The 25,485-nt window shown below is 67.5% G+C and carries 29 protein-coding genes; 6 read left to right on the forward strand and 23 right to left on the reverse strand.

Going from position 1 to position 25,485, the window contains the following annotated elements; genetic code table 11:
- Nucleotide 1: 1 nt before the first annotated feature.
- From V4F39_RS03595 to V4F39_RS03605, 3 genes are read right to left on the reverse strand one after another with little or no spacing between them, the layout of a single operon-like run.
- On the reverse strand, nucleotides 2-652 hold the full coding sequence (locus tag V4F39_RS03595; protein WP_332287896.1) for a response regulator transcription factor: 651 nt from the start codon (nucleotides 650-652) through the stop codon (nucleotides 2-4).
- Nucleotides 649-2,016 (reverse strand): histidine kinase, encoded by a 1,368-nt coding sequence (locus tag V4F39_RS03600; RefSeq protein ID WP_332287897.1) that lies wholly within the window; start codon nucleotides 2,014-2,016, stop codon nucleotides 649-651. Before V4F39_RS03600 ends, V4F39_RS03595 begins: the two co-directional genes overlap by 4 nt.
- Nucleotides 2,013-2,996, reverse strand: a complete 984-nt coding sequence (locus V4F39_RS03605) for an alpha/beta fold hydrolase (RefSeq protein WP_332287898.1) — start codon at nucleotides 2,994-2,996, stop codon at nucleotides 2,013-2,015. Before V4F39_RS03605 ends, V4F39_RS03600 begins: the two co-directional genes overlap by 4 nt.
- Before the next feature lie 321 nt (nucleotides 2,997-3,317).
- Between V4F39_RS03605 and pqqB the strand changes: the two genes are divergently transcribed.
- Genes pqqB through pqqE form a run of 4 tightly spaced genes read left to right on the forward strand, consistent with a single transcriptional unit; the run spans nucleotide 3,318 to nucleotide 6,438 of the window.
- Nucleotides 3,318-4,274 (forward strand): pyrroloquinoline quinone biosynthesis protein PqqB, encoded by a 957-nt coding sequence (gene pqqB / locus V4F39_RS03610; RefSeq protein WP_332287899.1) that lies wholly within the window; start codon nucleotides 3,318-3,320, stop codon nucleotides 4,272-4,274.
- A gap of 10 nt (nucleotides 4,275-4,284) precedes the next feature.
- Nucleotides 4,285-5,013 (forward strand): pyrroloquinoline-quinone synthase PqqC, encoded by a 729-nt coding sequence (gene pqqC / locus V4F39_RS03615; RefSeq protein ID WP_332287900.1) that lies wholly within the window; start codon nucleotides 4,285-4,287, stop codon nucleotides 5,011-5,013.
- Between the two features lie 8 nt (nucleotides 5,014-5,021).
- Nucleotides 5,022-5,288, forward strand: coding sequence for a pyrroloquinoline quinone biosynthesis peptide chaperone PqqD (gene pqqD, locus V4F39_RS03620; RefSeq protein ID WP_332287901.1), 267 nt, complete (start codon nucleotides 5,022-5,024; stop codon nucleotides 5,286-5,288).
- 10 nt (nucleotides 5,289-5,298) lie between these two features.
- Nucleotides 5,299-6,438, forward strand: a complete 1,140-nt coding sequence (gene pqqE / locus V4F39_RS03625; protein ID WP_332287903.1) for a pyrroloquinoline quinone biosynthesis protein PqqE — start codon at nucleotides 5,299-5,301, stop codon at nucleotides 6,436-6,438.
- Between the two features lie 236 nt (nucleotides 6,439-6,674).
- On the opposite strand, the gene V4F39_RS03630 is transcribed toward pqqE, so the two are convergent.
- From V4F39_RS03630 to V4F39_RS03670, 9 genes are all read right to left on the reverse strand, one after another.
- Complete coding sequence (locus V4F39_RS03630) at nucleotides 6,675-7,340, reverse strand: uracil-DNA glycosylase (RefSeq protein ID WP_332287904.1); 666 nt, start codon at nucleotides 7,338-7,340, stop codon at nucleotides 6,675-6,677.
- Nucleotides 7,337-8,461 carry a nucleoside triphosphate pyrophosphohydrolase family protein gene (locus tag V4F39_RS03635; RefSeq protein ID WP_378235032.1) on the reverse strand — a complete coding sequence of 375 codons (1,125 nt, stop codon included), beginning with the start codon at nucleotides 8,459-8,461 and terminating at the stop codon, nucleotides 7,337-7,339. The genes V4F39_RS03630 and V4F39_RS03635 overlap by 4 nt, the downstream gene beginning before the upstream one ends.
- The gene (locus V4F39_RS03640) at nucleotides 8,454-9,098 is read right to left on the reverse strand and encodes an Nmad2 family putative nucleotide modification protein (protein WP_332287906.1); all 645 of its coding nucleotides are present in this window, start codon (nucleotides 9,096-9,098) and stop codon (nucleotides 8,454-8,456) included. The genes V4F39_RS03635 and V4F39_RS03640 overlap by 8 nt, the downstream gene beginning before the upstream one ends.
- Nucleotides 9,098-9,565, reverse strand: a complete 468-nt coding sequence (locus V4F39_RS03645; protein WP_332287907.1) for a TIR domain-containing protein — start codon at nucleotides 9,563-9,565, stop codon at nucleotides 9,098-9,100. The genes V4F39_RS03640 and V4F39_RS03645 overlap by 1 nt, the downstream gene beginning before the upstream one ends.
- 28 nt (nucleotides 9,566-9,593) lie before the next feature.
- Nucleotides 9,594-9,995: a hypothetical protein gene (locus V4F39_RS03650; RefSeq protein WP_332287908.1), complete on the reverse strand. Its 402-nt coding sequence runs from the start codon at nucleotides 9,993-9,995 to the stop codon at nucleotides 9,594-9,596.
- A 482-nt stretch (nucleotides 9,996-10,477) separates the two neighbouring features.
- On the reverse strand, nucleotides 10,478-10,852 hold the full coding sequence (locus tag V4F39_RS03655; RefSeq protein WP_332287909.1) for a TIR domain-containing protein: 375 nt from the start codon (nucleotides 10,850-10,852) through the stop codon (nucleotides 10,478-10,480).
- Nucleotides 10,853-10,885: 33 nt separating this feature from the next.
- Nucleotides 10,886-11,479 carry a Thoeris type III anti-phage system protein ThcA gene (thcA, locus tag V4F39_RS03660; protein WP_332287910.1) on the reverse strand — a complete coding sequence of 198 codons (594 nt, stop codon included), beginning with the start codon at nucleotides 11,477-11,479 and terminating at the stop codon, nucleotides 10,886-10,888.
- A 1-nt stretch (nucleotide 11,480) separates the two neighbouring features.
- Complete coding sequence (thcB4, locus tag V4F39_RS03665; RefSeq protein ID WP_332287911.1) at nucleotides 11,481-12,626, reverse strand: Thoeris type III anti-phage system protein ThcB4; 1,146 nt, start codon at nucleotides 12,624-12,626, stop codon at nucleotides 11,481-11,483.
- A gap of 8 nt (nucleotides 12,627-12,634) precedes the next feature.
- Nucleotides 12,635-13,129, reverse strand: coding sequence for a toll/interleukin-1 receptor domain-containing protein (locus V4F39_RS03670; RefSeq protein WP_332287912.1), 495 nt, complete (start codon nucleotides 13,127-13,129; stop codon nucleotides 12,635-12,637).
- A 465-nt stretch (nucleotides 13,130-13,594) separates the two neighbouring features.
- On the opposite strand from V4F39_RS03670, the gene V4F39_RS03675 reads away from it, so the two are divergent.
- Nucleotides 13,595-14,596, forward strand: coding sequence for a Bug family tripartite tricarboxylate transporter substrate binding protein (locus V4F39_RS03675; RefSeq protein ID WP_332287913.1), 1,002 nt, complete (start codon nucleotides 13,595-13,597; stop codon nucleotides 14,594-14,596).
- Nucleotides 14,597-14,668: 72 nt separating this feature from the next.
- Here V4F39_RS03675 and V4F39_RS03680 read toward each other — a convergent pair whose 3' ends face one another.
- Nucleotides 14,669-14,965, reverse strand: a complete 297-nt coding sequence (locus V4F39_RS03680; RefSeq protein WP_332287914.1) for a hypothetical protein — start codon at nucleotides 14,963-14,965, stop codon at nucleotides 14,669-14,671.
- A gap of 392 nt (nucleotides 14,966-15,357) precedes the next feature.
- Here V4F39_RS03680 and katG point away from each other — a divergent pair, with 392 nt between their 5' ends.
- Nucleotides 15,358-17,529 (forward strand): catalase/peroxidase HPI, encoded by a 2,172-nt coding sequence (gene katG, locus V4F39_RS03685; RefSeq protein ID WP_332287915.1) that lies wholly within the window; start codon nucleotides 15,358-15,360, stop codon nucleotides 17,527-17,529.
- Between the two features lie 19 nt (nucleotides 17,530-17,548).
- On the opposite strand, the gene V4F39_RS03690 is transcribed toward katG, so the two are convergent.
- The 10 genes from V4F39_RS03690 to V4F39_RS03735 are packed head-to-tail and all read right to left on the reverse strand — an operon-like array spanning nucleotide 17,549 to nucleotide 25,426.
- Complete coding sequence (locus tag V4F39_RS03690; protein ID WP_332287916.1) at nucleotides 17,549-18,520, reverse strand: MBL fold metallo-hydrolase; 972 nt, start codon at nucleotides 18,518-18,520, stop codon at nucleotides 17,549-17,551.
- A 16-nt stretch (nucleotides 18,521-18,536) separates the two neighbouring features.
- Nucleotides 18,537-19,097: an SRPBCC family protein gene (locus V4F39_RS03695; RefSeq protein ID WP_332287917.1), complete on the reverse strand. Its 561-nt coding sequence runs from the start codon at nucleotides 19,095-19,097 to the stop codon at nucleotides 18,537-18,539.
- 59 nt (nucleotides 19,098-19,156) lie between these two features.
- Complete coding sequence (locus tag V4F39_RS03700; protein ID WP_332287918.1) at nucleotides 19,157-20,143, reverse strand: YncE family protein; 987 nt, start codon at nucleotides 20,141-20,143, stop codon at nucleotides 19,157-19,159.
- Nucleotides 20,140-20,979 (reverse strand): quinoprotein dehydrogenase-associated SoxYZ-like carrier, encoded by an 840-nt coding sequence (locus V4F39_RS03705; protein ID WP_332287919.1) that lies wholly within the window; start codon nucleotides 20,977-20,979, stop codon nucleotides 20,140-20,142. Before V4F39_RS03705 ends, V4F39_RS03700 begins: the two co-directional genes overlap by 4 nt.
- Entirely contained in the window at nucleotides 20,976-21,917 is a 942-nt protein-coding gene (locus V4F39_RS03710) for a quinoprotein relay system zinc metallohydrolase 2 (RefSeq protein ID WP_332287920.1), read from the reverse strand. The genes V4F39_RS03705 and V4F39_RS03710 overlap by 4 nt, the downstream gene beginning before the upstream one ends.
- 13 nt (nucleotides 21,918-21,930) lie before the next feature.
- The gene (locus V4F39_RS03715; RefSeq protein ID WP_332287921.1) at nucleotides 21,931-22,296 is read right to left on the reverse strand and encodes a hypothetical protein; all 366 of its coding nucleotides are present in this window, start codon (nucleotides 22,294-22,296) and stop codon (nucleotides 21,931-21,933) included.
- A gap of 36 nt (nucleotides 22,297-22,332) precedes the next feature.
- The gene (locus tag V4F39_RS03720) at nucleotides 22,333-23,052 is read right to left on the reverse strand and encodes a hypothetical protein (RefSeq protein WP_332287922.1); all 720 of its coding nucleotides are present in this window, start codon (nucleotides 23,050-23,052) and stop codon (nucleotides 22,333-22,335) included.
- Between the two features lie 34 nt (nucleotides 23,053-23,086).
- Nucleotides 23,087-24,088, reverse strand: a complete 1,002-nt coding sequence (locus V4F39_RS03725) for a trypsin-like peptidase domain-containing protein (RefSeq protein WP_332287923.1) — start codon at nucleotides 24,086-24,088, stop codon at nucleotides 23,087-23,089.
- A gap of 43 nt (nucleotides 24,089-24,131) precedes the next feature.
- The gene (locus tag V4F39_RS03730; protein ID WP_332287924.1) at nucleotides 24,132-25,022 is read right to left on the reverse strand and encodes a quinoprotein dehydrogenase-associated putative ABC transporter substrate-binding protein; all 891 of its coding nucleotides are present in this window, start codon (nucleotides 25,020-25,022) and stop codon (nucleotides 24,132-24,134) included.
- Nucleotides 25,023-25,033: 11 nt separating this feature from the next.
- On the reverse strand, nucleotides 25,034-25,426 hold the full coding sequence (locus V4F39_RS03735; protein WP_332287926.1) for a c-type cytochrome: 393 nt from the start codon (nucleotides 25,424-25,426) through the stop codon (nucleotides 25,034-25,036).
- Nucleotides 25,427-25,485: the final 59 nt, after the last annotated feature.

Genomic DNA, 25,485 nt, shown 5'->3' on the forward strand with positions numbered 1-25,485 from the left:
CTCAGGCTTCGATCAAGCCCCAGCGCAGCGCCACCAGCGTCAGCTCCGACTGGTTGCTGGCGCCGAGCTTCTGCTTGACGTGGTAGAGGTGGGTGCCGACGGTGCTGGGCGAGAGCTTCAGGTTCTCGGCGATCTGCGCCACGCTGAGGCCGCGGGCCAGCTGCACGAAGACGCTGAACTCGCGCTCGCTCAGCCCTTCGGCGGGGCTGGTCTCGCCGGTCACGGTGGCCAGGGCCAGCACCTGGGCCGTGGCCGCATCGACATAGGGCCGGCCGGCACCGACGGCGGTGACGGCGGCGATCAGCGCATCGGGCGCGCTGCGCTTGCCCAGGTAGCCGAGCGCGCCGGCCTTGAGCGCGCGGCGCGGGTGCGCCGTGTCCTCGTGGGCCGAGAGCACCAGCACGCGGGCCTTCGGGTCCTGCGCCAGCAGGCGGCGCAGCGCCTCCAGGCCGCCCATGCCGGGCATGGAGAGGTCGAGCACCACCACATCGGGCTGGGCCTGCGCGTAGGCCGCGCAGGCGTCCTCGCCCGTGCCGGCCTCGGCCACCACGTCGATCTGCGCATCGGCCAGCAGCATGCGGAAGCCCATGCGGACCAGCGCGTGGTCGTCGACCAGCATCACGCGCAGCGGGGAGGTGGAGGGGGGGCTCATCGGGGATCCTGCGGTACCGGCGGCAGCTTAACTTCGAGGCAGGCGCCGCCGCCCGGCGCGGGGGCCAGGCCGAAGTGCCCGCCCAGGCCCTCGACCCGCTCGGCCAGCCAGCGCAGGCCGTGGTGGCCGGGGCCGCCGAGCCGTGCCGCCGCATCGGCCGGCAGGCCCCTGCCGTCGTCGGTGACGGCGAGCCGCAGCTCTGGGGCGCCGCCCGTCAGCTCGATGCGGACGTTGCGGGCCTGCCCGTGGCGCAACGCGTTGGTCATGCCCTCCTGTGCGGCGCGGTAGAGCGCGAGCGCGGTGTCGGGCGCCACGTCGATGTTGTCCATGTCGACGTGCAGGGCCACGTGCACGCCGGGCTGTGCGCGGCGCGTGCGCTCGACCAGGTCGGCCAGCGCCTCCCCGAGGCCGAACTGGTCGAGCACCAGCGGCGCGAGGCGGGGGATCATGCCGTGCATCGCGTCGTAGAGGCGCGAGCATTCCTCGGCGATCAGCCGCGCCGCCTGCTCGGCCTGCGGGTCCTGCGCCTTCATGCGCTGCGCGACCGACACCGCCATGCTGCGCATCGCGGTGACCGACTGGCCCAGCTCGTCGTGCAGCTCGCGGGCGATCAGCCGGCGCTCCTGCTCGATGTGCTGCTCCAGCCAGCGCGCCAGCTCGCGGCTGTCGGAGAGCTGCATCTCCGCCCGCACAGCGCGGCGCTCGGTCTCGATGTGGTCCTCCAGCTGCAGCACCATGCGGTTGAAGGCCGCGCCGATCGCGCCGGCCTCGATGCCCGGCAGCCGCGGCAGCGTGACGCCGAAGCGCCCCGCCTCGACCTCGCCCAGCGCGTCGACGATGCGCCCGAACGGCCGTACCGCGCGGCCGACGAGCCAGAACACGACGAGGTTCACCGCCGCCAGCAGCCCGAGCGCGGAGCCCATCAGCACGGTGGCGTCGTCCCAGGCGTCGATGATGGCCCGCGACGCATCGGCCCGCACGACCATGCGGCCGCCGGGGAAGTCGATGAACTGCTCGCTGGGCGGCGGGGAGATCATCTGCTCGAACCAGTCGGGCGCGTCGCGCCCCGCCTTGTAGGGCGAGGGCGGCGAGTGGTACAGCTCCGCCCCATGCACGTTGACCAGCGAGATGTCGGTGGAGCGCACGCGCCCCATGCCCTCGAGGAAGCTGAGCAGCGCGCCGGTGCCCTGCGAGGCGTAGACCCAGGCCGTGCGTTTCAGGATCTGCGAGGCCACGCGGTTGGCCGCGACCACCTCCTCGCGCACCGATTCGCGCATGTTCTGCAGCTGCAGCGCCATCACGCCGCTGAGGAACAGCAGCGTCAGCACGCTGACCAGCAGGTTGATCTTGAGCCTCAAGCTCACACCGGCCCCCCGGTGATGTCCAGGGCGCCGTGCGTGGCGTAGCGGTCGAGCGCGCCCACCATGGCCGAGACCATCGCGGGATGTGTCGGATCGTGCCCCGCGCCTGCCACCCAGTGCAGCGCGGCCTGCGGCAGCGCGGCGTGCAGCGCCGCGGCGCCTTCGGGCGGGCACACGCGGTCCTCGGTGCCGTGCAGGAGCAGCGTGGGCACCGCCGGCACGCCGGCACAGCGAGCCAGCAGCGGCGGCGACTGCAGCCAGCAGCCGGCACGCAGGTAGTGGCTCTGCACGCGGTAGCGCTGCACCAGGGCATCGAGCGCGGCGCCCTCCGGGGCCTCGCCCGGCGCCTCGCCGGCCAGGCGCGATTCGGCCTGCCGCCAGGCCAGCGCCAAGGCGCGGACGTGGTCGCCGTCGCTCTCGCGGGCGGCGTCGAAGGCCTGGGCCAGCGCGGCCGGCAGCCCGGCCGCCGGCAATGCCGCGCCGCCCGGCAGCAGCGCGCGCAGCGGCGCCCAGGCGGCGGCCCGTTCGCCGCCGTCGAAGAAGCCGGTGATGTCTTGCGGCCGCGCGAGGAACACCGCGCGCAGCAGCAGCGCGGCCACGGCCTGCGGCTCGGCCGCGGCGTAGGCCAGTGCCAGCGTCGCGCCCCACGAGCCGCCCGCCACCAGCCAGCGCGGCCAGCGCAGGTGCCGGCGCAACTGGGCGAGGTCGGCGACCAGGTGCCCGGTGGTGTTGTGCACGATGCCGCCCGCGGGCCGGCTGCGGCCGGCGCCGCGCTGGTCGACGCACACCACGTGGTAGCGGGCCGGGTCGAAGAAGCGGCGCAGCAGCGGCGAGCAGCCCGAGCCGGGCCCGCCATGCAGCACCAGCGCCGGCAGGCCCGAGGACGAGCCCCATTGCTCGACGTGCAGCACATGCCCGTTCGACACGGGCAGCATGAAGCGGTGGAACGGCGGAACGTCGGGGTACAGGGATACAGCGGGCACGGCCGATCCTATCGGCCCGAACCCGCAATCCGGTTCATGGAAATCATGAACCGCGATTCATGCTCACCCGGCTGGGCCCGGGCCGCGCTTGCAGCGACCATGGGCCACGGAACACAAGCCGTTCCCGCAGCCGCCAGCCGGCGCTGTGCAACCCGAGAAAGGAGACTCTTATGAACATGCAATGGCAAACCCCGGCGGCCATCGACTGGCGTTTCGGTTTCGAGATCAGCCTGTACGTCGCGAACCGCTGACGGTGCCCGGCCACCGGCAAACCACTCCGGTGGCCCCTTCCTCCTCTTTCTTCTGACCTGACGGGTTCCCATGCGCATCACCGTGCTCGGGTCGGCTGCCGGCGGCGGCTTCCCGCAATGGAACTGCAACTGCCGCAACTGCGCCGGCCTGCGCGCCGGCACGCTGCGCACGAAGGCGCGCACGCAGTCGTCGATCTTCATCCGGCCTGACGGCGGCGCCGACGGCGTGCTGTTCAACGCCTCGCCCGACATCCTGGCGCAGATCCGCGCCAACCCCGAGCTGCAGCCCGGCCGCGCGCTGCGCGACTCGGCCATCGCCGGCGTGGTGCTGATGGACGGCCAGATCGACCACGTCACCGGCCTCTTCATGCTGCGCGAACGCTCGCGCCCGGCGCCCGAGCGGCCCGGCGGGCGTGCGCCCGATCCGCTGCCGCTGTGGTGCACCGACGCCGTGGCGGAAGACCTCACCACCGGCCACCCGGTCTTCCGGGTGCTGGGCCACTACTGCGGCGTCGACCGCCACGCCATCGCGCTCGACGGCACACCGTTCGAGGTGCCGGGCGTGCCCGACCTGCTGTTCCGCGCGATGCCGCTCGACAGCAAGGCCGCGCCCTATTCGCCGCACCGCGAGCGCGGCGAGCCCGGCGACAACCTCGGCATCACCGTGACCGACCGCCGCAGCGGCGGCCGGCTCTTCTACGCGCCGGGCCTGGCGGCCGTCACGCCCGCGGTGTTCGATGCGATGTCGAACGCCGACGCGGTGATGGTCGACGGCACCTTCTGGACCGACGACGAGATGATCACCACCGGCGCCGGCCCGCAGCGCGCCCGTGCCATCGGCCACCTGCCGCAATCGGGCGAAGGCGGCATGCTGGAGGTGATGGCCCGCCTGCCCGCGGCCACGCGCAAGCTGCTGATCCACATCAACAACACCAATCCGATCCTCGACGAGGACTCGGCCCCGCGTGCCGAAGTGGCGCGTGCCGGCGTCGAAGTCTGCGAGGACGGCATGCACATCGAGCTGTGAGACAAACGCGATGACCGAGCCTGCCTGGACCCGTGAGGAATTCGAGGTGCAGCTGCGCGCCAAGGGCCGCGCGTACCACATCCACCACCCGTTCAACGTGATGCTGAACACCGGCCATGCGACGCCCGAGCAGGTGCGCGGCTGGGTGGCCAACCGGTTCTATTACCAGATCGCGATCCCCATCAAGGACGCGGCGGTCATGTCGAACTGCCCCGACCGCGAGGTGCGCCGGGGCTGGGTGCAGCGCATCCTCGACCACGACGGCTTCGAGCTGAACGGCGTGCGCGACCCCGGCGGCATAGAGGCCTGGCTGCGGCTGGCCGAGGCCGTGGGCCTGCGGCGCGACGAGGTGGAAGACCTGCGCCACGTGGTGCCGGCGGTGCGCTTCGCGGTGGATGCCTACGTCAATTTCGCGCGGCGCGCGCCGTGGCAGGAAGCGGTGTGCTCGTCGCTCACCGAGCTGTTTGCGCCCGAGATCCACAAGCAGCGCCTGGCCACCTGGCCGCAGCACTACACGTGGATCGAGCCCGAGGGCCTGAGCTACTTCCGCAATCGCGTGAGCCAGGCGCGGCGCGACGTGGAGCAGGGGTTGGCGATCACGCTCGACCACTTCACCACGCGGCCGCTGCAGCAGCGTGCGCTGGAGGTGCTGCAGCTGAAGCTCGACATCCTGTGGGCGATGAACGACGCGATGGCCACTCGCTACGGCGTGCAGGGCGTTGATGAGGTGAAGGCGTGACCGCGGCCGTGACCCCCACCACGCGCCCGCGCATCGGCGCCGGCTTCCGCCTGCAATGGGAGCCCGCGCAGGATTGCCACGTGCTGCTGTACCCCGAAGGCATGGTCAAGCTGAACCAGAGCGCGGGCGAGATCCTGAAGCGCTGCGACGGCGAGCGCGACATCGAGGCGATCGTCGTCGACCTGGAGACCGCGTTCAACGCGCAAGGCCTGCAGCCCGACGTGGTGGCCTTCGTGGAGATGGCGGGCAAGCAGCGCTGGCTGGCGTGGGAATGAAGGGGCGGCCATGAGCACGATCGGCCCCCCGCTGTGGCTGCTGGCGGAGCTGACCTACCGCTGCCCGCTGCACTGCGTGTTTTGCTACAACCCCGTCGACTACGCGACGCAGCCGGACGAGCTCGACACCGAAGGCTGGCTGCGCGTGCTGCGCCAGGGCCGCGAGATGGGGGCCGTGCAATGCGGCTTTTCAGGCGGCGAGCCGTTGCTGCGCGACGACCTGGAAGTGCTGGTGGCCGAAGCGCGCCGGCTGGGCTACTACACCAACCTGCTCACCTCCGGCGTCGGCCTCACGGCCGACCGCGCGGCTGCGCTGAAGGCCGCGGGGCTCGACCACGTGCAGCTCTCGTTCCAGGATTCGACGCGCGAGGTCAACGACTTCTTGTCGCACACCAAGACCTTCGAGCTGAAGAACAAGGTCGCCAGGATCATCAAGGACAACGGCTGGCCGATGGTGATGAACGTGGTGATCCACCGCCTCAACATCGACCACGTCGACCGCATCATCGGCATGGCCGCCGAGCTGGGCGCCGAGTACCTGGAGCTGGCCAACACGCAGTACTACTCGTGGGCGCTGGAGAACCGCGCGCACCTGCTGCCCACGGCCGAGCAACTGCGCCGGGCCGAGGCCGTGACCGCCGAGTGGCGCGAGAAGCTGGGCGAGCGCATGCGGCTCTTCTTCGTGGCGCCCGACTACCACGACGGCAAGCCGAAGAAGTGCGTCAACGGCTGGGGCAGCATGTTCCTCACCATCACGCCCGACGGCACCGCGCTGCCGTGCCACACCGCGAAGATGCTGCCGGGCCTGGCCTTCCCCAACGTGCGCGAGCACTGGCTGCGCGAGATCTGGTACGAGTCGGAAGGCTTCAACCGCTACCGCGGCACGGGGTGGATGAAGGAGCCTTGCAGCAGTTGCGACCAGCGCGAGGTCGATCTGGGCGGGTGCCGGTGCCAGGCGTACATGCTGGCGCAGGACCCGGCGGCGGCCGACCCGGTGTGCCCGAAGAGCCCGAAGCATGGCGTGGTGGCGGCGGCCTTGGCGCAGGCGGAGAGCGGTGGCGTCACAGTGGTGGAAAGGCCGCTGGTGTTTCGGGATCCGGCCAACTCGCGGCGGTTGGCTGCGCTGGCCGTGTCGCAGGCGTTGCCGTAGACCAGGCCGCTGTTGAACGCCTAAGAGCTGCGCTCGCCATAGTGCTGCGAGTAGCAAGGTGCTTGGCGTTGAGATGGAACTATCACCGCCCCTGTCCTTTGCGTCAACCTGTGCGGGCCTCCGTGACTGGTTGGCCGGGCGTTCGGTGCCCTTGCTGACGCGGTCACTTGCCTCCACTACGGATCGCTATACAGGAAGAGCACTGCAGGCTCTCAGTCGTTGGCTAACATCGCCGGTCAGAAGAGCGCCGGCTGCTTGCGGGGTAGCTTGTAGAGAATTGCGATCTCCCGTAGGAAATCTGCTTGGCCACCGTAGCTTGGGTGGCGAACCTTGATCACTGGTACCTTAGAAAGGTCCAAGCGTTCGGCAGCCTGCGCAGCGTTGTTGCCGATCGCAACCACCCTGCGCGGTTTAAGCAGATCAACAAGCACACTCAGGAGTTCCTGACCCGCCCGCCGCTCCCTGGCGTTATGGGTGCGGTTGGTGAATGGATCCCCAGCCTCATGGGGATGCAGTGGGAAGACGTTCCACAGAAAGACTCGATCCTCGATTAGGTCGAGCACGTCCCAGATCACCGAGGCGGTACGTTCGGCCACGGCGTCCCCTTTTGTTGGCTTCTCGAGCGGCACATCCCAACGCTGCCCGTGGCGCAGCATGTGGACGTCGTCAGTGAGCGCCAGCCCCGTCCTTCGACCACCCCGGTAGCCCAGGTCACGGCCGATCCAAATCGCATCGACTGGGGCAAGGGTAGCCTTTTCGATCAATGCGGAGAGCATTGCAGCACGACGATGCGGTGCGTCGGGCACGTCGTGCACCTTGCAGCGATCAATGTAAGGGTTGAAGCAGTTTTCGAACCGAAGAGCGGCGACGGCATCAACAAAGGGGTGGCACTTCAGCTTCACATAGGTCTCCACTCAGGTGGCTTGTAAGTCACAGTCCGCTCCTCTCGATTGCCAACGATCCAACCACCTTCGGCCTTACGGATATTCCGAAACACTTCATAACCCTGAAGTATGGACCTCTCCCATAGCTTAAGGGGGCACGTATCGACCTCGAAGCCTTTCACGAAGTCGCCGATTGACTTGAGGAGACCTAGGGACACGCTCTTCTGATTATCAAAGAAGTCTAGTTCCTTGGCCTGGCTGAAGATCCAGGCTGTCACGCCCTCTTCGACGACGATCGCGCGCCCTCCATCCTGGGCCTCGTCGTAACTGGGCTTGCTCTTACGCTTGTGCTTGATAAGCGCACGCATAACAGGTGACCAATGTAGAACGGCGGCGTTTGCAAGATGGAACACATCGTGGAATCGATAACCATCGGGATCGCCGATGTTGTCGGTTAGTGGGTCGCCTACGAAGACGCCGTTCCACTGTAAGTAAGTCTTGCCGCTTGGCCGCTGGCTAACGCGAATCGCGAATGCGCGAGGCAACTGTTCCTCAGAGTCAAAATCTGCATCGAAGTCTCTGAGTTGAGTGGAATTCGGCTCCAGAAATGCACCCCTAGCCTTTGCTAGGTTGAAACGAACAACATTGGCGAATGAGAGGCCGGTTCCATGAAGAGCCTCTAGGTAGTCGCTCGCAAGCCCAACAAGCATCGTTCGTTCAGGTTTACTGACAAGCAGGGCAGCAGCCGAACGCCCCAACTTGAAGAGCCTAGCGTCCAGATCTGCAGTGGATGTCGGGAGAAAGGCACTTGCGCAGGCGCCTCCCGCGAGATCACTCGCAATGCTGACTAAACGGTACCCGTCACCCGATGACGCCTCCGCAAAGAGACCTTCCAAGTCGATCGAAAGGCGTCGGCACAGCGCTGCCAAGTACCAAAGCGCATCACCAAACTCCTCGCGTGCCGCGCGCTCATAGCCAGGAAAACTGGCTGGGTCACGCTTGTGCTTTTTGGCGGCCGACATAATTCCGCCTACTTCTCCGTAGAGGCCCAGCAGAACAGGGCGAAGATCTGTCGGGTCGAGAATATCAGTGGGGGCGATTTCTCTTGCGTACGCTGACAGCGCTATGGATTCAGTCACCATATGATTCTTTTGGTCGCAAACTGAGCCATTCATACGGTACACCTTTGAACCCGGTCATTCGCAGGGAATGTAGCCATGCGACGAATGAGTCGATTAGCTGCGGGTCTTGAAACTTCGAGTGACCGATCCCTATTTTGCAGAGCGGACGTCCCCTCGCATCACGGATATCTGGGATCGCGGGCCCCTCACCACCGAGATAGAGATACTGCTGACTCACGAGGACCCGGTCAACGCCAGTGTCGATACCCAAGTGCTTTGCATCAATGCTGCCGTCAGAGTAGCTGTGGAAAGAGTCGCGTTGCTGCCAAGGAGCCGTGGGGCTTTTCCGGAAGTAGATGTTGTCGCCGCAAGTCAGCTTCCTGCTTCCGCGCCGGAAGGGCCGCTTCCTGATAAATCGAGGATCCGCGCTGTACTGATCCCATGACAGCACTTCCTCGACACGCATGGCATACACCAGTCGGCCCGCCTGACCCGGATCGGCCGACGTGCTTCCGCTGCCGAGGATCCAATCCCCGACCTTGGCGGCAGCCCGGATCTTGGGTTTGCATGTGGCCAGCGTGCAGTAGTCAAAGAAGGGGTTTGGCGCAAATCCACTGTCGTAGCGGACTACGTATGAGTGCAGGGCGGTTGCCATCAGCAGGGGTGTCGCTTGATCGGAACGACCGCACAGGGGCCACCATCGGGAGTCTCAAACTGGTCTTTGCCGTTGATGGCATCCACGATCGCGCCACTGTTCCATCCAACGAGCGCATCGGCATGCTCCTTCAACGCCGCCGGTAGCTCGCACTCCTTTTCGCCATGCGCCCAGATGCCGACGATCCGCTTGCCCTGTTTCGCCGCGTACTCAATTTCCCAGTTGACCCAATCGCTGCTTTTGGTCTTTGGGGATACGTAGCAGATGAATACGCCAGCCCAATTAATAGCGGGAGCAAGGATTTGCGTCTTTATGTAGGCGGGATCTTTTGCATTGTTGAATTTTCCAGTGTGTATAGAAGAGTCACGGATCTCAACGCCCTGAGGCTTGAGAAGATTTTTCAGCTTTCCTAGTCCATGATCATCCGCATGTACATGGCTAATAAAAACATTCTTTTGCTTGGTCATATTTCAATCTCATCCTTGATCCGGGTTTTTATCTCAGGACGAACGTTAGAGCGACCATGAAAGTCACCAGCATGCCGTAATAAATCAGCAGCGTTCTGGAAAACATCGCGCCAATCCACGTATTCCGATATTCGCGCTTGAACGGTCTGGTATCCATTGAAAAATCAATTTGATCCTCCGGCAGCTTGCGGACTTCGTCGTACAACGCGCGAAAGCGCCTCTCCTGAGAGAGAAAGTAGCCGTCCAGAATCCAGAAGACCAGCGCGGGGAAAAACGCTACGAGCACATACGCCGCGTTGGCATCCTTGGCTGAGAGTGCGAAGAGGCCTGCTATTAGCGTGATGGTCCAGCCCTTGAGTAGAAATAAGTTGCTCGCCATTCTGTTGACGGCCCCTTGGAGGAACTCCAGGTGCTTGAGCTTGTTTTCCATGACGCTCTATCGACCTGCAACGGTAGCGGCCGCTGTAGTCCAAGACGACATCTACTAGATGACCAACAAAGATGACGGCGCACTTACGGCCGAACATCTGAGACTTGATTCAACGATAGCGGATAAGCCTCCACATATAATTGCTTCAGAGTCGTTGTCATTTGCTGAAGAAATATTATCTGTGTCACTGACCTGATAGGTCTGACTAGTAAAAATGCAATCAGATAAGTGCTGATGGTTATGGGAAAATTTTCTGAGTCTGGATGTCTCTGAGTGTTCCATAGCTGTCTGTTACAACTAATTCAACCAAGTGGTGAAGCGTTCATAGCCATTATGTTCAACCCAGTCGTGCAGCTTGAAAAAGCGCGATAGCTTGAAGCCTTTGCCTTTGTGCTCGGGTCGCACATTGACACTGAAGTTTGCTGAGCCATCGATCTTCTCGTACTTGACCCACTCCCCTTTAATCACCTCGTGGAGGGTGCCTACTTGGCCGTCTTCGGAAATGGATTGGGGCCAAGGGCTTTGAGTTTCTGATCCTTGCCCTTTATGCAATTGATATGGACGCCTAGAAGATGGTTGCCGCGAGTAAAGCTCTTCATGATTTCGTAGCGGACCCAGGGTCTCAGATAGGTCTGCGAGCCGACGAGCACACAGGTGTTGCTCGTGTTGTATAGGGCTCCGTTAATAAGCCGCTTGAGTGCCTGGTCGCCCTTCTTTTCGGATTCTTCCCACACGGATGCGTCGAAGAACCCAGCCTCTTCGCGGTCCGACTTTGTCATCCAGTGGTTGCGAACTGTGTTCGCCCGAAAGTCGATGACGTCCTGATAGTGGAAACTGAAGAAAACTCGTTTGGCCATCAGATGCAGGATAAAAAACTCGCACTAACCGGCTTAACTGTGCCGCTTGTCGAGGGGTGAAATGTCGAGTTCGCGGTAAAGGAGGCTTATGAAATCAAGCGGTCCGATGTCCGCCGGGACTGTGTAGTTGAGCGATGCTGCCAAACTCCGGGCTGCTCCCCCAGTGTTTCCGATGACAATGCATCTGGCATTGGCATGCATCTGACTGAATAGAGCGTGCTCGTCGATGATGCCGTCCATGCCGCCGATGAAAACCGCGGCATCAAACTTGGTCGACTGAAGCATTGCCACGCGCATGGCCAGCAGGCTCTTCGTGCAGTCGCCGTCGACCGCCTCGACGTACGTCACATTCGCGAAGTGTTTGTTCTCTTCTGGGAAGTCCTCTGTGGGAATGAACTTTGTCTGGAAGAGGCGAACGGCGGTGGCGTATTGCACGCCCAGGTCTTGAGCAGAAGCCCAGAGCATCGGGGTGATTGCGGGGTGTCCGCCCCATACGAGAGTCTTGCGACCGAGCGCGACGGTCGCCAAGGCGCTGACGGCCGACTGGATCATCTGTGGCTCGCAGTCTTGGTCGAAGGGAGCGCGCCCTGGAAGAGGCACGCTGGCCGACATGAAGATTGCTCCCATGTCAGATGCCTTCGAGCTCAGACAGGTCCCAGCCTGCTTGACGGCTCCTAATCCACTTCACAGGCTTGAAGTTGGTGCCAAGCCATTCGAGATGGGTCATCCAGTCATCGGATAGGCCGACGTGGTCATAGACGACGACTGCGGGCCGTTCGTCCCCCTCGCGGACGGCTTCATGCAACGTGACGGCCGTCGGCACGCCCACGCTGGGATGCGCAACAAGAGGCGCACCAGAGGGCATGTTGAGCAAGATTGTTCGCCGCTGGCCAACACCTTCCACTTTGCCGCCCAGGCGCTCGATGGAGCTGCGTAGATGCCCAGCTATGTTGGCGTGGCGCACGGCCACGCTCTTGCTTCGGAGAACCTCAACTCGCAGTGCGATAGCTTCGACGACGGCGTCGGTGAAGCATTTGTCAACCAGATCGTCTTCGTCAAGCTGCAGGGGCGTGGCCAGGGCGCTGAAGCGCGATGGCTTGTGTCCTGGCCAAAGCACCTGCAGCATAGAGATGTGCTTGTCCGTGGCTCTACCCCACTCGGCGCGAGTCCAGCGGCTGTCAAAGAAGCCAGGGGTGTCGAGCATCACGACTACGTCGGAGTCGCATAGGCGGTGCCACAGCATGGCCTGAAAGTTCTTGGCAACACCGACAGAATGGGTGTCGAGGAATACGTCGAACTGCCTGGCGGACAGCTCTTCAAATAGCTGAACAGCGGCGTCGCGAGAATCGCTGCGCCGATAGCTTACAAAGACACGACGCTGAGCAGGCAGCAGGCCGAGGCACTGGAGCGCCGAACCGGCGGGTTTGACCAAGTTGCTATCGCCTGTATTCAAGGCGAGGGCATTGATGGGCCAGAGGCATTCCGGGAGCTCAGCGCTGACGTTGTGCAGGTGGCTTACCAGGGGAATGACCGGGATGCTTAGCCGAAGAAGGTTGGCGTGCTCAGGGAACGTGGCACCAGGGGCACCGAAGAACAGTGCTACGGCCGGCGTCGTTTCGACGAAGTGATCGCCATATCCATCAGTGATGGTGAAGTGATCGCCAAGCTTGAGGCCGAAGTCCTCCATCGACTTCATGATGGTGGCGTTCAGGGCTTCGAACTGCTGCAGTGTCGGCTTGCCGAAGATCAGACACTGGTAGAGAGGTACTGGCATGGCGCAAGTCAGATGCTGCTGACGCGATAGCCGGACTTGGTGTTGGGGTTGAATATGCTGAGGCCTCCAACGCTGTCCGTTTCAATCGTTCGATAGAGCTGCAGGTATTCGTTACCGTGAGTCTTCTGACTATCGCGGGTCGGCACGATGACGATTTTCTCGTTGGGCATCTTGCCGTCGGCGTAGCCGAGCTCCCATGGGCACCAGCGTGACGCTGTAGAGTTGGCCGTTGCGAGGAATAGGAACCACTCGGAGTTCATGATGCGCCGACGCAGTTGTTTCGCAGTTTCGGCGTTTGGCTCAGGCGGCATGGTCGAGTCTTGCCAGTCAATGTAGAGATCTAGTCCTTGTTGACGAAGGAGGGCTTGTAGACCTAACGCAAGCTCGTGGTCATGGTGGCTGTGGCAGAGAAATGCCGTCCTCTGGTCGGCCCTTTTTGCGACTCTCGTTTGAGCGCCTGCTTGGTTCGCTGCGTTGCGAAGGTCTGCCTGAGAAATTGGCATGGGGTATATGTCCGCGAGTCGTTTAAGAAGACCGGAGCTGCACACGCAGGCAGTGCCATGTTTCTATCAGTTACCGGCCGCGGCGGCATCTCTGATGTCAATATTTGCATGAAGTCGGATCGGTTCTCAGACCGGATCGATCTCTATTTAGGCTTAGCCTTGGTCGCTTATCGCCTCCAGAAGGCTCTCTCACGCCGCAGACCGAGTCGCAGCCGCAATCCTCCTAAGCGCCCCAACTGTTGCGACGCTGGTATAGCCGCTGTTGCCGAGATCTGCCAGCTTGCCTGTGTGCTGGTGCTGATGGGATTTTCCTCATCGCCGCGCCGTCACTAAGCGCTTAGCCGATCGTCTCCTGCGAGGTGGTCGATGCTGGTCAAGCCGACGCTGTCAATGGGCCGAGCAGCGCCAGATGGCACAGAGCCTGCTAGCCGCTCCTTTGGGAGCCAGCCACCAGGAGACGTCCGCATGAACAAGCCCAACACCCTGTCCCGCCGCGAGGCGATGCGCTGGATCGGCTCCTTGGCCGCCGCCAGCACCTTGCCCGCCGCGCTGCCCGCGTGGGCCCAAGCCAAATACCCCGACCAACTCACCAAGCTCATCGTCGCCCTGCCCGCCGGCGGCAGCGTCGACATGATCGCCCGCGCCCTCGCGCAGCGCCTGCAGACCGCCAGCGGCCAGCCCTGGATCGTCGACAACCGCGGCGGCGGCTCCGGGCAGATCGGCATGCCGGCGGTCGCGCGTGCCGCGCCCGACGGCTACACGCTCACGGTGTCGCCGGCGTCGTTCCTGACGACCAACAAGAGCGTCTTCAAGAAGCTGCCCTACGACCCGGAAGCCGACTTCGCGCCCATCTCGCGCCTGGTGAACCAGCCGATGGTGCTGGTCGTGAAGGACCGCCAGAAATTCCCGACCGTTGCCGCACTGGTGTCCGCGGCCCGCGCCGCGCCGGGCACCGTCACCTACGCCTCGTCGGGCGACGGCAGCCCGCAGCACCTGGCCGGCCTGATGTTCGAGTCGCGCACCCAGACCAAGCTGCTGCACGTGCCGTACCGCGGCGGCTCGCTGGCCATCAACGACACGATCGGCGGGCAGGTGGACGTGATGTTCGCGGTGATGCCCGAGGCGGTCTCGTTCGTGCAGACGGGCCGGTTGCAGGCGCTCGGCGTGATGAGCCCGAAGCGCTCCCCCACCTTGCCCCAGGTGCCCACCATGGCCGAGGCCGGCGTGGCCGACCTCCACCTCTCCGCGTGGATGGCGCTGCTGGCCCCGGCCAAGACGCCGCGCGCCATCATCGACCAGCTCAACCGGGCCGTGTCCACGGCGTTCGATGCCGAACTCCGCGCCAAGCTGGCCGAGAGCGGCATCGAGGTGGCCACGAGCACGCCCGAGGAGCTGCAGCAACTGATCGCGCACGACATCAAGCTGCACGCCGAACTGGTGAAGGCCGCGGGCCTGGTGCCGCAATAGGGGTCGGCGCCCAGCCCGCACATCCACTTGCCGACCCCATGTGCGTCGGCATGGCCACTTCGTGCCGGGCGCTCAATCGTTCCAATGGATCGACGGGCCCAGCCGCCGCTCGGCCAGGAACACGGCTTCGCGCAGAGACAGCGCAGCGCCGCCGTCGTGCCAGTCGGCAGGCTGGCGTGGGGCATGCGGCAGGTCGTAGCGCACGTAGAAGCAGTCCATCATCCGATCGAGCGCCAGCTCGGGCGGGTCGTCGGCGTCGTGGCTGCCGTGCAGCATCTGGTCGCGCACGATGCGCACATGGCAACAGGTGACGCCGCCGTAGAACCACAGGCCTTGCTTGATGCAGGGCAGTCGGTCGAGATCGTCCATGTCGCCTCCTGTCGCGATGCCGCTGGGTCGACGGCGCCGATAGTGCACCGCGGTGTGCGTCACGGAACCGGTGTGAACCCGAATCGCGCGGTGGATGCATCGACCCGGCGCGTGGTGCAACAGCTTGCCCGCCCCCGCGCATATACGGCGCCAATGACGGACATGAAGAACTTCAATAGCGGTCGGTCTCCGCTTACGCATGATGACTGTGTCGGTATGGGTCCCGACGCCCTGCCGCTCGCAGGCCGATCTCGAACGGCGCTTGGCGTTTCGACGTGAACGAGCGCGTGCAGGCGGCCCGAGAAGACAGTGCGACGACCGTCGCGGCTTCGAGACATTAACTGAGGAGATCGATGATGGACGCAAAGACGGGAACCTTGGGCGGTTGCCCCATGCAGCATGGTGATACGAGGTCGCTGCTGGGCCGCACCAACAAGGACTGGTGGCCGGAGATGCTGCCCACCGAGATCCTCAACCCGAATGGTGCGAGCAACCCATTGGGCGCGGATTTCGACTACGCGGCGGCGTTCAATGCGCTCGACTACCCTGCGCTGAAGGCCGACCTCAAGGCCTTGATGACCGACAGCCAGCCGTGGTGGCCGGCGGACTACGGGCACTACGGCGGCTTCTTCATCCGCATGGCCTGGCACGCAGCGGGCACCTACCGCACAGCCGACGGCCGCGGCGGCGCCAACAGCGGGCAGCAGCGCTTCGCCCCGCTGGACAGCTGGCCGGACAATGGCAACCTCGACAAGGCGCGCCGCCTGCTGTGGCCGATCAAGCAGAAGTACGGCCAGAACATCTCGTGGGCCGACCTGATGATCCTGGCGGGCAACGTCGCGATCGAAAGCATGGGCGGGCCCACCTTCGGCTTCGGCGGCGGCCGGCCCGACGTCTTCGAGCCCGAGCGAGACATCTACTGGGGTTCTGAGGACAAGTGGGTCAACCAGGGCGTCCAGACCCGCATCTCGCCCGAACACGGCATGCAGCAGATCGAGGGCCCGCTGGCCGCGATCCAGATGGGCCTGATCTACGTGAATCCGGAGGGCCCGCAGGGCAACCCACACGACGACGCCGGCATGGCGCGCGACATGAAGGAGACCTTCAAGCGCATGGCGATGGACGACGAGGAAACCGTCGCGCTGACCGCCGGCGGGCACACCTTCGGCAAGTGCCACGGCAATGGCGACCCGTCCACGCTGGGCCAGGCGCCGGCGGGTGGTGACATCGCCGCGCTGGGCTTCGGCTGGGTCTCGAACCAGGACCATGGCGGCATCGGCGAGCACACGGTCACCAGCGGCCTCGAAGGCTCGTGGACCAACACGCCCAACCGCTGGAGCGAGAACTACTTCCGGCTGCTGCTGGACTACGACTACGAGCTGGTCAAGAGCCCGGCGGGCGCGCACCAGTGGACCCCGATCAACCCGAAGGAAGAAGACTTGGCCCCGGCGGCCTGGGACCCGTCGAAGAAGGTCCCGACGATGATGACCACCGCCGACATGCAGCTCAAGCGCGACCCGGCCTACCGCAAGATCTCTGAAAAGTTTCGCAACGATCACGCCGCCTTCAAGGACGCGTTCGCACGGGCCTGGTTCAAGCTGACGCACCGCGACATGGGCCCCAAGATCCGCTACCTCGGGCCGGAGGTGCCGAAGGAAGACCTGATCTGGCAGGACCCGATTCCCGCCGGCAAGCAACCTTCGGAAAGCGAGGTCGCCGCGGTCAAGGCGAAGATCGCCGCCAGCGGCCTGACGGTCAGCCAGCTCGTCAAGACCGCCTGGGCCTCGGCCTCGACCTACCGCAAGTCCGATTTCCGCGGCGGCGCCAACGGTGCGCGCGTGGCGCTGGCCCCGCAGAAGGACTGGGAGGTCAACGAGCCCGCGATGCTCGCCAAGGTGATCGGCACGCTCGACGGTCTGCGGGGCTCGATGAGCCTGGCCGATGCGATCGTCCTGGGCGGCGTGGTCGCCCTCGAGAAGGCGATCACGGACGCCGGCCAGTCGTGCGAGGTGCCCTTCACCGGCGGCCGCGGCGACGCCACGCAGGAGCAGACCGACGCCGCGAGCTTCGACGTGATGGAGCCCGAGGCCGACGCTTTCCGCAACTACGTCGGCAAGAAGAAGCTGGCGGTGAAGGTCGAGGAGATCATGCTCGACCGGGCCAGCCTGCTGGGCCTGTCGCTGCCCGAGATGACGGTGCTGATCGGCGGCCTGCGCGTGCTCGGCGCCAACCACGGCGAGCGCGGCCACGGCCACTTCACCAAGCGCGCGGGCCAGCTGACCAATGACTTCTTCGTCAACCTGCTCGACATGACCAACGTCTGGAAGGCGAGCCAGGACAACGACTGGGAGTTCGTCGCCAGCGACCGCAAGGAAGGCAAGGAAACCTGGCGCGCGACGCGCGCCGATCTCGTCTTCGGCTCCAATGCCGAGCTGCGCGCGGTCGCCGAGGTCTACGCACAAAAGGGCGGCGAGCAGAAGTTCGTCCAGGACTTCGTCGCCGCATGGACCAAGGTCATGAATGCAGACCGGTTCGACTTGAGCTACGCGAAGTATCACGCGTAGCGCTGCCTGCGCTGGCCCCTCACCGCCCAAACGCCTCCTGCTCCCGGCGCAAAAACAGCGTGGCCGCATTGCGCCGATGCAGGCCCGGGTAGCCATCCCACCCCGCGTAGCCCGGCAGCGCCGCGCGGTCGGCCACCTCGCTCAGCGGCGCATGCTCGTCGAGCAACACCTGCACGCGGTCTTCCAACTGCGACAGGTAGCTTTCCACCGCGTCGATCACCGCCGGCGTCGCCGGCGGCCCGTGGCCCGGCACCACCCCGCGCACGCCGGGCAGCGCCCGCAGCGCGGCCAGCGCGCCGTGCCAGCCGGGCAGGTCGGCGTCGTGCAGGTCGGGGATGCGGCGCTCGTCGAGCAGCCCGCCCGCAAACAGCACGCCCGTCGCCGGATCGAGCACAGCAACGTCGCCCGGCCCGCTGCTGTGGCCGAAGTACAGCACCTGCGCCGGCCGGCCGGTGCGGTCGAGCACGTGGGCCTGGTCGAAGAGTTCGTCGGGCACGAACAGCTCGGTGCCGGCCATCGCCGCTTCGCCCACGTCGCGCCGCAGCCGCTCCAGGCAGACGCGGCAGCGCGCCGCCATCAGCGCAGCGGCCTCGCGGTGCATCAGCACCGGAATGCCGGCCTCGCGGAAGGCCAGCGCGCCGAAGAGGAAGTCGGGCTTGGTCTGCGTCAGCAGCACCGCCCGCACCGGCAGCGGCGTGGTGCGGCGGATCGCGCGCAGCAGCGCCCGGCCGTGCAGCGTCGAGGTGCCCGCGTCGATGGCGAGCACGCCGTGGGGGCCGACGATGAAGCCGGCATTGCCGATGCGGCCCAGCGTGCGCCGGTCGGCCTCGCCGGGCACGCCCGGCAGCAGGTACACGCCCGGCGCCACCGGCACCGCCCGCAGCTCGGCGTCGATGCGCGGCGCGCCGCCCTGCGCGCAGCCCGCGAGCAGCAGCGCCAGCCCCAGCAGCCCGGCGGCGGCCGCGTGGGCGAGGCCGCCGCGCAGCTTCATGGCAAGGCGTGCCCGGTCATTTTGTTTCGGCGATCTGCTTCAGGTGCCGCAGCCCGGCCTGGTAGACGCCGGTGACGGCGGCCACGGCGGCTTCGTCGTTGCGGTCCGGCGGCGGATCGTTGTTGGGGTGCCCGCGGTAGAAGGCGCCGCGCCACTCGACGGTGGACTTCTGGTCGCCGGCTGCCGCCACGCTGATCGTCGAGGTGTAGTTGGTCACCGGCAGCGCGCCCCCGTCCTTGGCGCGGTAGCTGTATTTCTTTTGCGCCTCGTTGTAGGCCTCCAGCGTCTCGACGAGCTGGCCGCCGTCCTTGAGCTTCAGCGTGCGCACCGAGCCCGGCGTGTTGCCCCGGTCGGCCGGGCTCTCGGCCACCGCCGGGTGCCAGTCCTTCAGCGCGGCGAAGTCGCGGATGCGCGCCCACACGGCGTCGGCCGGGGCATCGATGGCGATGGTCTCGACCACCTTCTGGCGCGTGGGGCCGTGCGCCGCGGCGGGCAGGGCGGCCAGGCCCAGCAGGGCCGAGGCGGCGGCGAGCAGCGCACCGCGGCGCAGCGGGGGGGCGGGTGGGGTCATCGGCATGCGTCGGGTCTCCTTGGGGGTTGTCGTTGGGAAATCGGGAATCGGGGATCGGGCCGGGCTCAGGGCGCGGCCGGCGCGCCGATGAACGCGCCGAAGCCGCGCGGCCCCTGGCCGGTGGCGATGGTGTGCAGCGTGCGGCCGCTGCGGGCGTCCAGCACGCTGAGCCGGTCGTCCATCCAGTTGACGACGTAGACCCGGTCGCCGTGCGCGGCGATGCCCTCGGGGTAGCCGAAGCCGCCGAGCGTGCGCAGCGGCTGCAGCGTGGCGGCGTCGATCACGCTGACGCTGTCGGCATGCTGGTTGGTCACGTAGAGCAGCGCGCCGCCGTCGGCCAGCGCCGCGCCGTAGGGCGCCTTGCCGGTCTTCACCGTCGCCAGCACCTCGGGCGGGCGGGTGGCGGCGCCGCGGGTGTCGATCACGGTGAGGTCGTCGCTCTGCACGTTGAGTGCATAGAGCCGGTCGCGGGCCGCGTCGTGCAGCAGCGCGAAGGGATGGTCGCCCACCGCCACCCGCGCGCGCACCGCCAGCGTGGCCGCATCCACCAGCGCCACCGTGTTGTCGTCGCGCTCGGCGACGAACACCGTGCGCCCGTCCGCATGCACCGCCACGCCCGCCGGGGCGCGGCCCACGGCCACGCGGCCCACCAGGCGGCCGCTGCCGGCGTCGTAGGCCAGCAGCTGCTGCGCGAACCAGTCGGCCACGTAGAGCCGCGTGCCGTCGGGGGAGGCGTCGATGCCCACCGGCCCGCTGCCCGCCGGCAGCGTCGCGGCCACCCGGCGCGTGGCCATGTCGATCACCGAGACGGTCTGGCTGTCGGGGTTGCTGACGAAGACCTTGCCCGCGCGCACCGCCGCCACCACGCCGGCGGGTGAGCGGCCCACCGGCACCGTGTCGATCACGCGCTGCGTGGCCAAGTCGATCACCGAGACGTCGTGGCTGCCCTGGTTGGTGATCCACGCCAGCGGCGCGGCCGTGGCCGCTGCGCCGGGCAGGGCCAGCAGCAGCAGCGCGAGCCACCGCGCAGGCCCCGGTGCACGGCGCCTCACGATCCGCGCGCCGGCTGCAGCCGCAGGCTGCTCTCGAACTGCAGGTCGCGGTTGTCGACCACCTGGGCCTTCAGCTCGCCCCCCGCCTCCTGCGGAATGAACCAGAAGCGCAGGTTCGGGTTCTCGCTGATCGAGATGTCGAGGTCGGCCGAGAGCACCGGCCGGCCCGCGTAGCTGATGTCGATGCGCCGCACGAAGTGCGCGGGGACGTAGTGGCGCGTCAACTGGTCCATCGCCAGCCCCGAGCTGTTGGGGTGGCTCACCATCAGCTGCGCCAGCACCGGCCGGCCGGGGGCGGGCTCGCCCTCCACCCGCAGGCGCATCTTGCCCAGGCTGGCCTGCGCGGCCTGCGGGTCCTTGCCCGGCGGGGCGCTGCAGCCGCCCGAGGCCTTGACCCAGCGCGTGGCCATCAGCAGCCGGCCGTCGCTCATCTGCGCGATCGCGCGAACGTGGGTGTATTCGTCGATGCGCACGCGGGTCTCGATGTCGGCCTGCCCGCTGCCGGGCGTGAAGCTGAACACCGCGGCGATCGGCGAGGGGTTGTTGTCGATCACCAGGTAGAGCTTCTCGACGTACGGAGCCGCGCCCTGGGGCAGCCGGGTGCGCACGGCGATGGGCACCACGGCGGCGTCTTCCGCGCGCACCGGCATCTCGAGCGTCAGCAACTCGCTGCCGGCGGGGGTGATCTCCCGCTGGGCGAAGAGGCTGCTGCGGATCTTCAGCCAGTGGGGGCTGGCATCGGGCTGGCCCTCGACGGAGGTGGGGGCGGCCGCAGCGGCAGACGCGGCGAGCGCCAGCGCAACGGCGACGAGCAGGTGGTGCAGGCCGCGGTTCATTCTTCCCACTCCAGTTCGGCATAGGCCGCGGTGACGTTGCGGCGGTGGAAGGTGTCGACGAGCTGCCAGGGCGCCGCCGCATCGAGCCCGATGCGGTCGACCGCCTGCGACAGCGGCAGCCCCGCCTTGAGGGCCGCGCGTGTCTCGCTGCGCACCGCCTCCAGGTAGCGGCGCTGCGGCGCCAGCGCGGCGGGCCAGTCGGCCGTCGGCGCGCCGTGGCCGGGCACGGCGAGCGCCACGTCCAGCGCGGACAGCGCGTCCAGCGCCTTGAGCCAGCCGTTCAGGCTGCCGTCGATCACCGGCAGGTGGCCGATGAAGAGCAGGTCCGACAGGAACAGCGTGCGCGTGCGGCGGTCGTATACCGTGAGGTCGTTGTCGGTGTGCGCGGTGGGCCAGGCGTCGAGCTGCAGCACGCGGCCGCCGAGGTCGAGCTCCAGGCGGCCGGCCACCGGCAGGTCGGGGGGGACGATGTCCTCGGCCGGCATCGTGCGGCCGAAGGTGCGCTGCAGCGCCTGCCGGTAGTAGGGCTCGCGCGCCGCGAGCGAGGCGGCCAGGCGGGCGTGGCCGACGAAGCGCGCCCCCGCGCCGCGGAACGCGGCGTTGCCGAGCACGTGGTCCGGGTGCATGTGGGTGTTGATCACGTAGCACACCGGCAGCGGCGTGGCCTGCGCCACCGCGGCGCGCAGCGCCTCGCCCAGCGCCGGCGTGCCGCCGCTGTCGATCACCGCGACGCAGCGGCTGCCGACCACGAAGCCGAGGTTGGCCACGTCGCCCCCGTTGCGCGGCAGCCAGTCGTCGACCTGCCCGGCGTGCACGAAGACGCCCTGTGCCAGCTGCCGCACGGGCAGCGGCTCGACCGCGCCCGCGGCCTGCAGCGCGGCGAGCGCGCAGCCGGCCACGAGGGCCCGGGCGAGCGGTGCGGCGGCCTGCAGCGTCATGGCCGGTGCCGGCTCAGCGGGGCACGGCGGCCCCGAGGAAGCAGCCCTTCTCGGCCTTGGACTGCAGCTCGCGGTAGCGCCGGGCCTCCTTCTGCAGGGCCGGGGCCTCGCGGATGTAGCTGCCGCGCTCGCCGCCGATCGTGGTGGCCTTGCTCGCGGTGCTCAGCTCGACGTAGTCGTCGTACTTCAGCTCGCGCGCCAGCGCGTCGAGCGCGCAGGAGCACTTGCTGACCATCTCGTACTGCGGCCCCGGGTGCGTGGCCACGCATTCCTGCACGTAGAGCACCCGCTCGGCGGTGGGGTAGTCATTGGCCTGGGCCAGGCCGCTGGCGCCGCCGGCCAGGGCCGCCAGGAGCAGGGAGGGGAGGTGCTGCTTCATGTCTCGTTCTCGTGGGTCGTGCGGGGGTGGAAAACGCTAGGCCGGTGGCGGGGGCTCCGCGCCCTCCAGCGTGAGGGTGTCCTCGATCAGCGGCGTGCCGGCGGCGGCATCGGCCACGGTGGTGGACATCGCCGCCACACCGCCCGGCACCGCCTCGCTCAGCACGAAGCGGTAGCGCTTGCCGGCCAGGCGCTCGAAGCGCGCGCGGTGGGGGTCGTCGAGGTAGGGCGACACGGTGATCTCGCTGCCGCCGACGGCCTGGCCCCGGTAGCGCAGCGCGAGCTCGCGCACCTGCGCGTGGTCGGCCAGCGCGACGCGGATGCGCTTGCGGAAGTGGTTCTGCTGCCCGCGCGTCAGGCGCTGCATCTCGCGCACGTCGCGCTCGAGGAAGTACAGGATCACCGGGTTGCTGGTGGCCGAGGGCAGGTCGGGCAGCATCAGCGCGCGCGCGCCGGTGAGGAACTCGCCGCGGGCGCTGCAGCAGCGGCCGTCGGCCGCGGGGCCCAGCCGGATCGTCACCTGGTCCTCGAAGCCGGGCTCCATCGAGCCGCCGTGGCGGAAGTGGTAGCCGAGCGCCTGCCCCGGCCGCAGGCCGCTCAGGTGCGGCCGCACGAACAGGGCCTGCTCGGCGGGCGAGTACGCAGCGCTCGCCTGGCCGCGGGCCAGCGGCGCCGCGGCCGCGAGCGCCGCCAGGGCCAGCAGCCGGCGGCGGCCGGCATCGGCGCCGCGGCGGTCGGGCGGGTTCGGGCGTGGCATGGTGCGGGCCTGTCCTGCGGTGAGGGGCGAAGGCTCAGCGGCCCTCGATCGCACGGCCCAGTTCGGCCGCGAGTTCGGAGTGCAGGCGCTGCAGCCGCAGCAGCAGCGCCCGGGCGCTGTCGATGCGGCCCTGCGCCGCATGCAGCAGCCCCAGGCGCAGCAGCGCGCTGCGCGAGGCGGGTTCGATCGCCAGCGCCTGTTCGAGCGAGGCCTGCGCGGCGGGCCACCGGCCGAGCTCCTGCTGCGCCAGGCCGCGCACGACCCAGGGCTGCGCGTCGGTGGTGTCTTCCTCGGCCCAGGCGGTGGCGAGCGCGTCGAGGTCTTCCCAGCGCTGCTCGCGCTCGTAGACGGCGGCCTGCAGGAAGCGGGGCTGGTCGGGCAGCGGCTGCTCCCAGAACGGCGCCTCGCTGCCGGTGAGCGGCTGCACGCTGCGCAGCGCGCCGTCGTCCAGCAGCGGCTGCAGCCACTCGACGGAGGCCGCGTAGTAGTGGGCATGGCTGCCGCGCAGCCGGAAGGTGAGGATGCCCACCAGCCGCTGCGACCCGTCGAACAGGCCGCCGCCGCTGGCGCCGGAGTTGAACCAGTTGGTGCTCTGGATCACCTCCGCGCTGTCGAGGCGGTGCCGGGCCACCACCTTGCCGGCGCTGTGCTGCAGGCCCATGCCGCCGGTGAAGCCCACCGCGCTGACCCGCTCGCCCGGCTGCAGCGCATGGGTGTCGCCGAGCGGCACCGCGGGTGCCTCCAGCAGCGGCACCGAGAGCACGCACAGGTCGTGGTGCGGGTCGCTCGCCTGGCCGTCGGCGGGCCAGCGCTGCCCCCCGCGCACGACGTGGATCGTGCGCCCCTCGCGCGTGACGTGGCAGTTGGTCGCCACCTTGCCGGGCCCGACGACCACGCCGGAGCCCAGCGAGTAGCCGCCCTGCGCCCGCGCCGCCTCGACCCTGACCACGCTGGCGCTGAGCCGGATCAGCCCGGCCCGGTCGAGCGTGGAGGCCGGTGCCGCGGCCGGCAGCAGCGCCAGCGCGCAGGCCAGCATCCCGGCACGCCGGCGGGCGGCCGCGAGCGGGGCGCGCGGGCGCTCAGTTGCGCCGGTCGCCCGGGGCGGGATCGAGCAGCGGAACACCGAACTCCTTCAGGATGGCCTGGATGTCGGCCTGCTTGGCGGCGATGAGCCCTTCGATCTGCTGCTTCCATTCGCGTTCGCCGTAGCGCACGCCCATGGCCATCTCGTAGTCGAACTGCACGCCGTCCTCGGAGGCCAGCGGCAGCACCGCGAGCGCGGGCTGGCGCACGCGCTGCGCGTAGTAGCCGGCGATGGGGCCCCAGACGATGGCCGCGTCGATGGCCCCGGCGGCCAGCTCCTTCTCGATGATCTCGCCCGGGTACTGCGCCGGGTCGGCGTTCATCATCTTGTAGGGCACGCCCTGGTCGATCAGGCCGTGCTTCTTCAGCCACTCGGTGGCGGGCGAACGGTCGTAGATGCCGATGCGCAGCGACTTCAGCCGCTCGGGCGGCAGCTTGAGGAAGTCGTCCGCGGTCTGCACGGCGTCGAGCCCCTTGCCGCGCGGCAGCACCAGCGCGTAGGTGGAGCGGTAGTACGGCTTCGTGATGGAGACGCCCTGGTCGAAGCCGACCGGCACGCCCATCACGATGTCGCAGGGGTAATCCTGCCCCGGCACCTTCATGCGCAGCGTGTTGCGGATGAAGGCCATGCGGTTGGGGAACGAGTAGTAGGTGACCGGCAGCCCGAGCGAGCGGCCGAACAGCTCCGCGATGCGGTTCTCGATGCCTTCGCCCTTCGTGTTGGAGAAGGGCAGGTTGTTCGGGTCCTGGCACACGCGCAGCGCCTTGCGCGGCGCGGGCGCCTCGGCGGCGCCCGCCGGGGCCTGCTGCGCGCAGGCCGCCGAGCCGAGCACCGCCATCACGAGCGCGGCCAGGGCCGGGCGCAGCACGGGTGTGCGGTGGGTCATGCGGGGTGTCCTCAGGGAAGGGGGGAGACCTTGGCCTGCGTGATGGCGCCGTCGGAGCGGCCCTTGAGGTAGGCGTACAGGTTGTCGATGTTCTTCATGACCATCTCGTTGTTGCCGAAGCTCTGCATGCCCTTGTCGAGCCGGCCGTCGCGCACGGTCTTCACGAACTCGTCCTTGCTGAGCGTCTTCAGGCTGGCGATCAGCGAGGGCCCGACCATGCCTTCCTGGTTCGCGCCGTGGCAGCGGTCGCAGGCGGCGGCGCGCCAGGCCCGGAAGCCGTCCATCGTCTTCGCGTCGACCTTCGTGCCGTCGACCACCGTGTAGAGCTTGTCCTGCGCCGCGCCGACCACCGTGCCGCCCGCGCACGCCACCAGGGCCAGCAGCTGCTTCAACTTCAACTTCATGTCTTTTCCATCCCTAGGATCCGGAGAAAAAAAGAGGGGCGGACCCGCCGTTGGCCCGG

The organism is Aquincola agrisoli (genome assembly GCF_036621135.1).
Taxonomy (GTDB): domain Bacteria; phylum Pseudomonadota; class Gammaproteobacteria; order Burkholderiales; family Burkholderiaceae_C; genus Aquincola; species Aquincola agrisoli.

Coding starts and splice junctions, on each gene's coding strand:
- V4F39_RS03595 (WP_332287896.1), bottom strand. CDS start 652: ATGAGCCCCCCCTCCACCTCCCCGCTGCGCGTGATGCTGGTCGACGAC.
- pqqB (WP_332287899.1), top strand. CDS start 3,318: ATGCGCATCACCGTGCTCGGGTCGGCTGCCGGCGGCGGCTTCCCGCAA.
- pqqC (WP_332287900.1), top strand. CDS start 4,285: ATGACCGAGCCTGCCTGGACCCGTGAGGAATTCGAGGTGCAGCTGCGC.
- pqqE (WP_332287903.1), top strand. CDS start 5,299: ATGAGCACGATCGGCCCCCCGCTGTGGCTGCTGGCGGAGCTGACCTAC.
- V4F39_RS03640 (WP_332287906.1), bottom strand. CDS start 9,098: ATGGCAACCGCCCTGCACTCATACGTAGTCCGCTACGACAGTGGATTT.
- V4F39_RS03645 (WP_332287907.1), bottom strand. CDS start 9,565: ATGACCAAGCAAAAGAATGTTTTTATTAGCCATGTACATGCGGATGAT.
- V4F39_RS03650 (WP_332287908.1), bottom strand. CDS start 9,995: ATGGAAAACAAGCTCAAGCACCTGGAGTTCCTCCAAGGGGCCGTCAAC.
- V4F39_RS03655 (WP_332287909.1), bottom strand. CDS start 10,852: ATGGCCAAACGAGTTTTCTTCAGTTTCCACTATCAGGACGTCATCGAC.
- thcA (WP_332287910.1), bottom strand. CDS start 11,479: ATGGGAGCAATCTTCATGTCGGCCAGCGTGCCTCTTCCAGGGCGCGCT.
- thcB4 (WP_332287911.1), bottom strand. CDS start 12,626: ATGCCAGTACCTCTCTACCAGTGTCTGATCTTCGGCAAGCCGACACTG.
- V4F39_RS03670 (WP_332287912.1), bottom strand. CDS start 13,129: ATGCCAATTTCTCAGGCAGACCTTCGCAACGCAGCGAACCAAGCAGGC.
- V4F39_RS03675 (WP_332287913.1), top strand. CDS start 13,595: ATGAACAAGCCCAACACCCTGTCCCGCCGCGAGGCGATGCGCTGGATC.
- V4F39_RS03680 (WP_332287914.1), bottom strand. CDS start 14,965: ATGGACGATCTCGACCGACTGCCCTGCATCAAGCAAGGCCTGTGGTTC.
- katG (WP_332287915.1), top strand. CDS start 15,358: ATGCAGCATGGTGATACGAGGTCGCTGCTGGGCCGCACCAACAAGGAC.
- V4F39_RS03690 (WP_332287916.1), bottom strand. CDS start 18,520: ATGAAGCTGCGCGGCGGCCTCGCCCACGCGGCCGCCGCCGGGCTGCTG.
- V4F39_RS03695 (WP_332287917.1), bottom strand. CDS start 19,097: ATGCCGATGACCCCACCCGCCCCCCCGCTGCGCCGCGGTGCGCTGCTC.
- V4F39_RS03705 (WP_332287919.1), bottom strand. CDS start 20,979: ATGAACCGCGGCCTGCACCACCTGCTCGTCGCCGTTGCGCTGGCGCTC.
- V4F39_RS03710 (WP_332287920.1), bottom strand. CDS start 21,917: ATGACGCTGCAGGCCGCCGCACCGCTCGCCCGGGCCCTCGTGGCCGGC.
- V4F39_RS03715 (WP_332287921.1), bottom strand. CDS start 22,296: ATGAAGCAGCACCTCCCCTCCCTGCTCCTGGCGGCCCTGGCCGGCGGC.
- V4F39_RS03720 (WP_332287922.1), bottom strand. CDS start 23,052: ATGCCACGCCCGAACCCGCCCGACCGCCGCGGCGCCGATGCCGGCCGC.
- V4F39_RS03725 (WP_332287923.1), bottom strand. CDS start 24,088: ATGCTGGCCTGCGCGCTGGCGCTGCTGCCGGCCGCGGCACCGGCCTCC.
- V4F39_RS03730 (WP_332287924.1), bottom strand. CDS start 25,022: ATGACCCACCGCACACCCGTGCTGCGCCCGGCCCTGGCCGCGCTCGTG.
- V4F39_RS03735 (WP_332287926.1), bottom strand. CDS start 25,426: ATGAAGTTGAAGTTGAAGCAGCTGCTGGCCCTGGTGGCGTGCGCGGGC.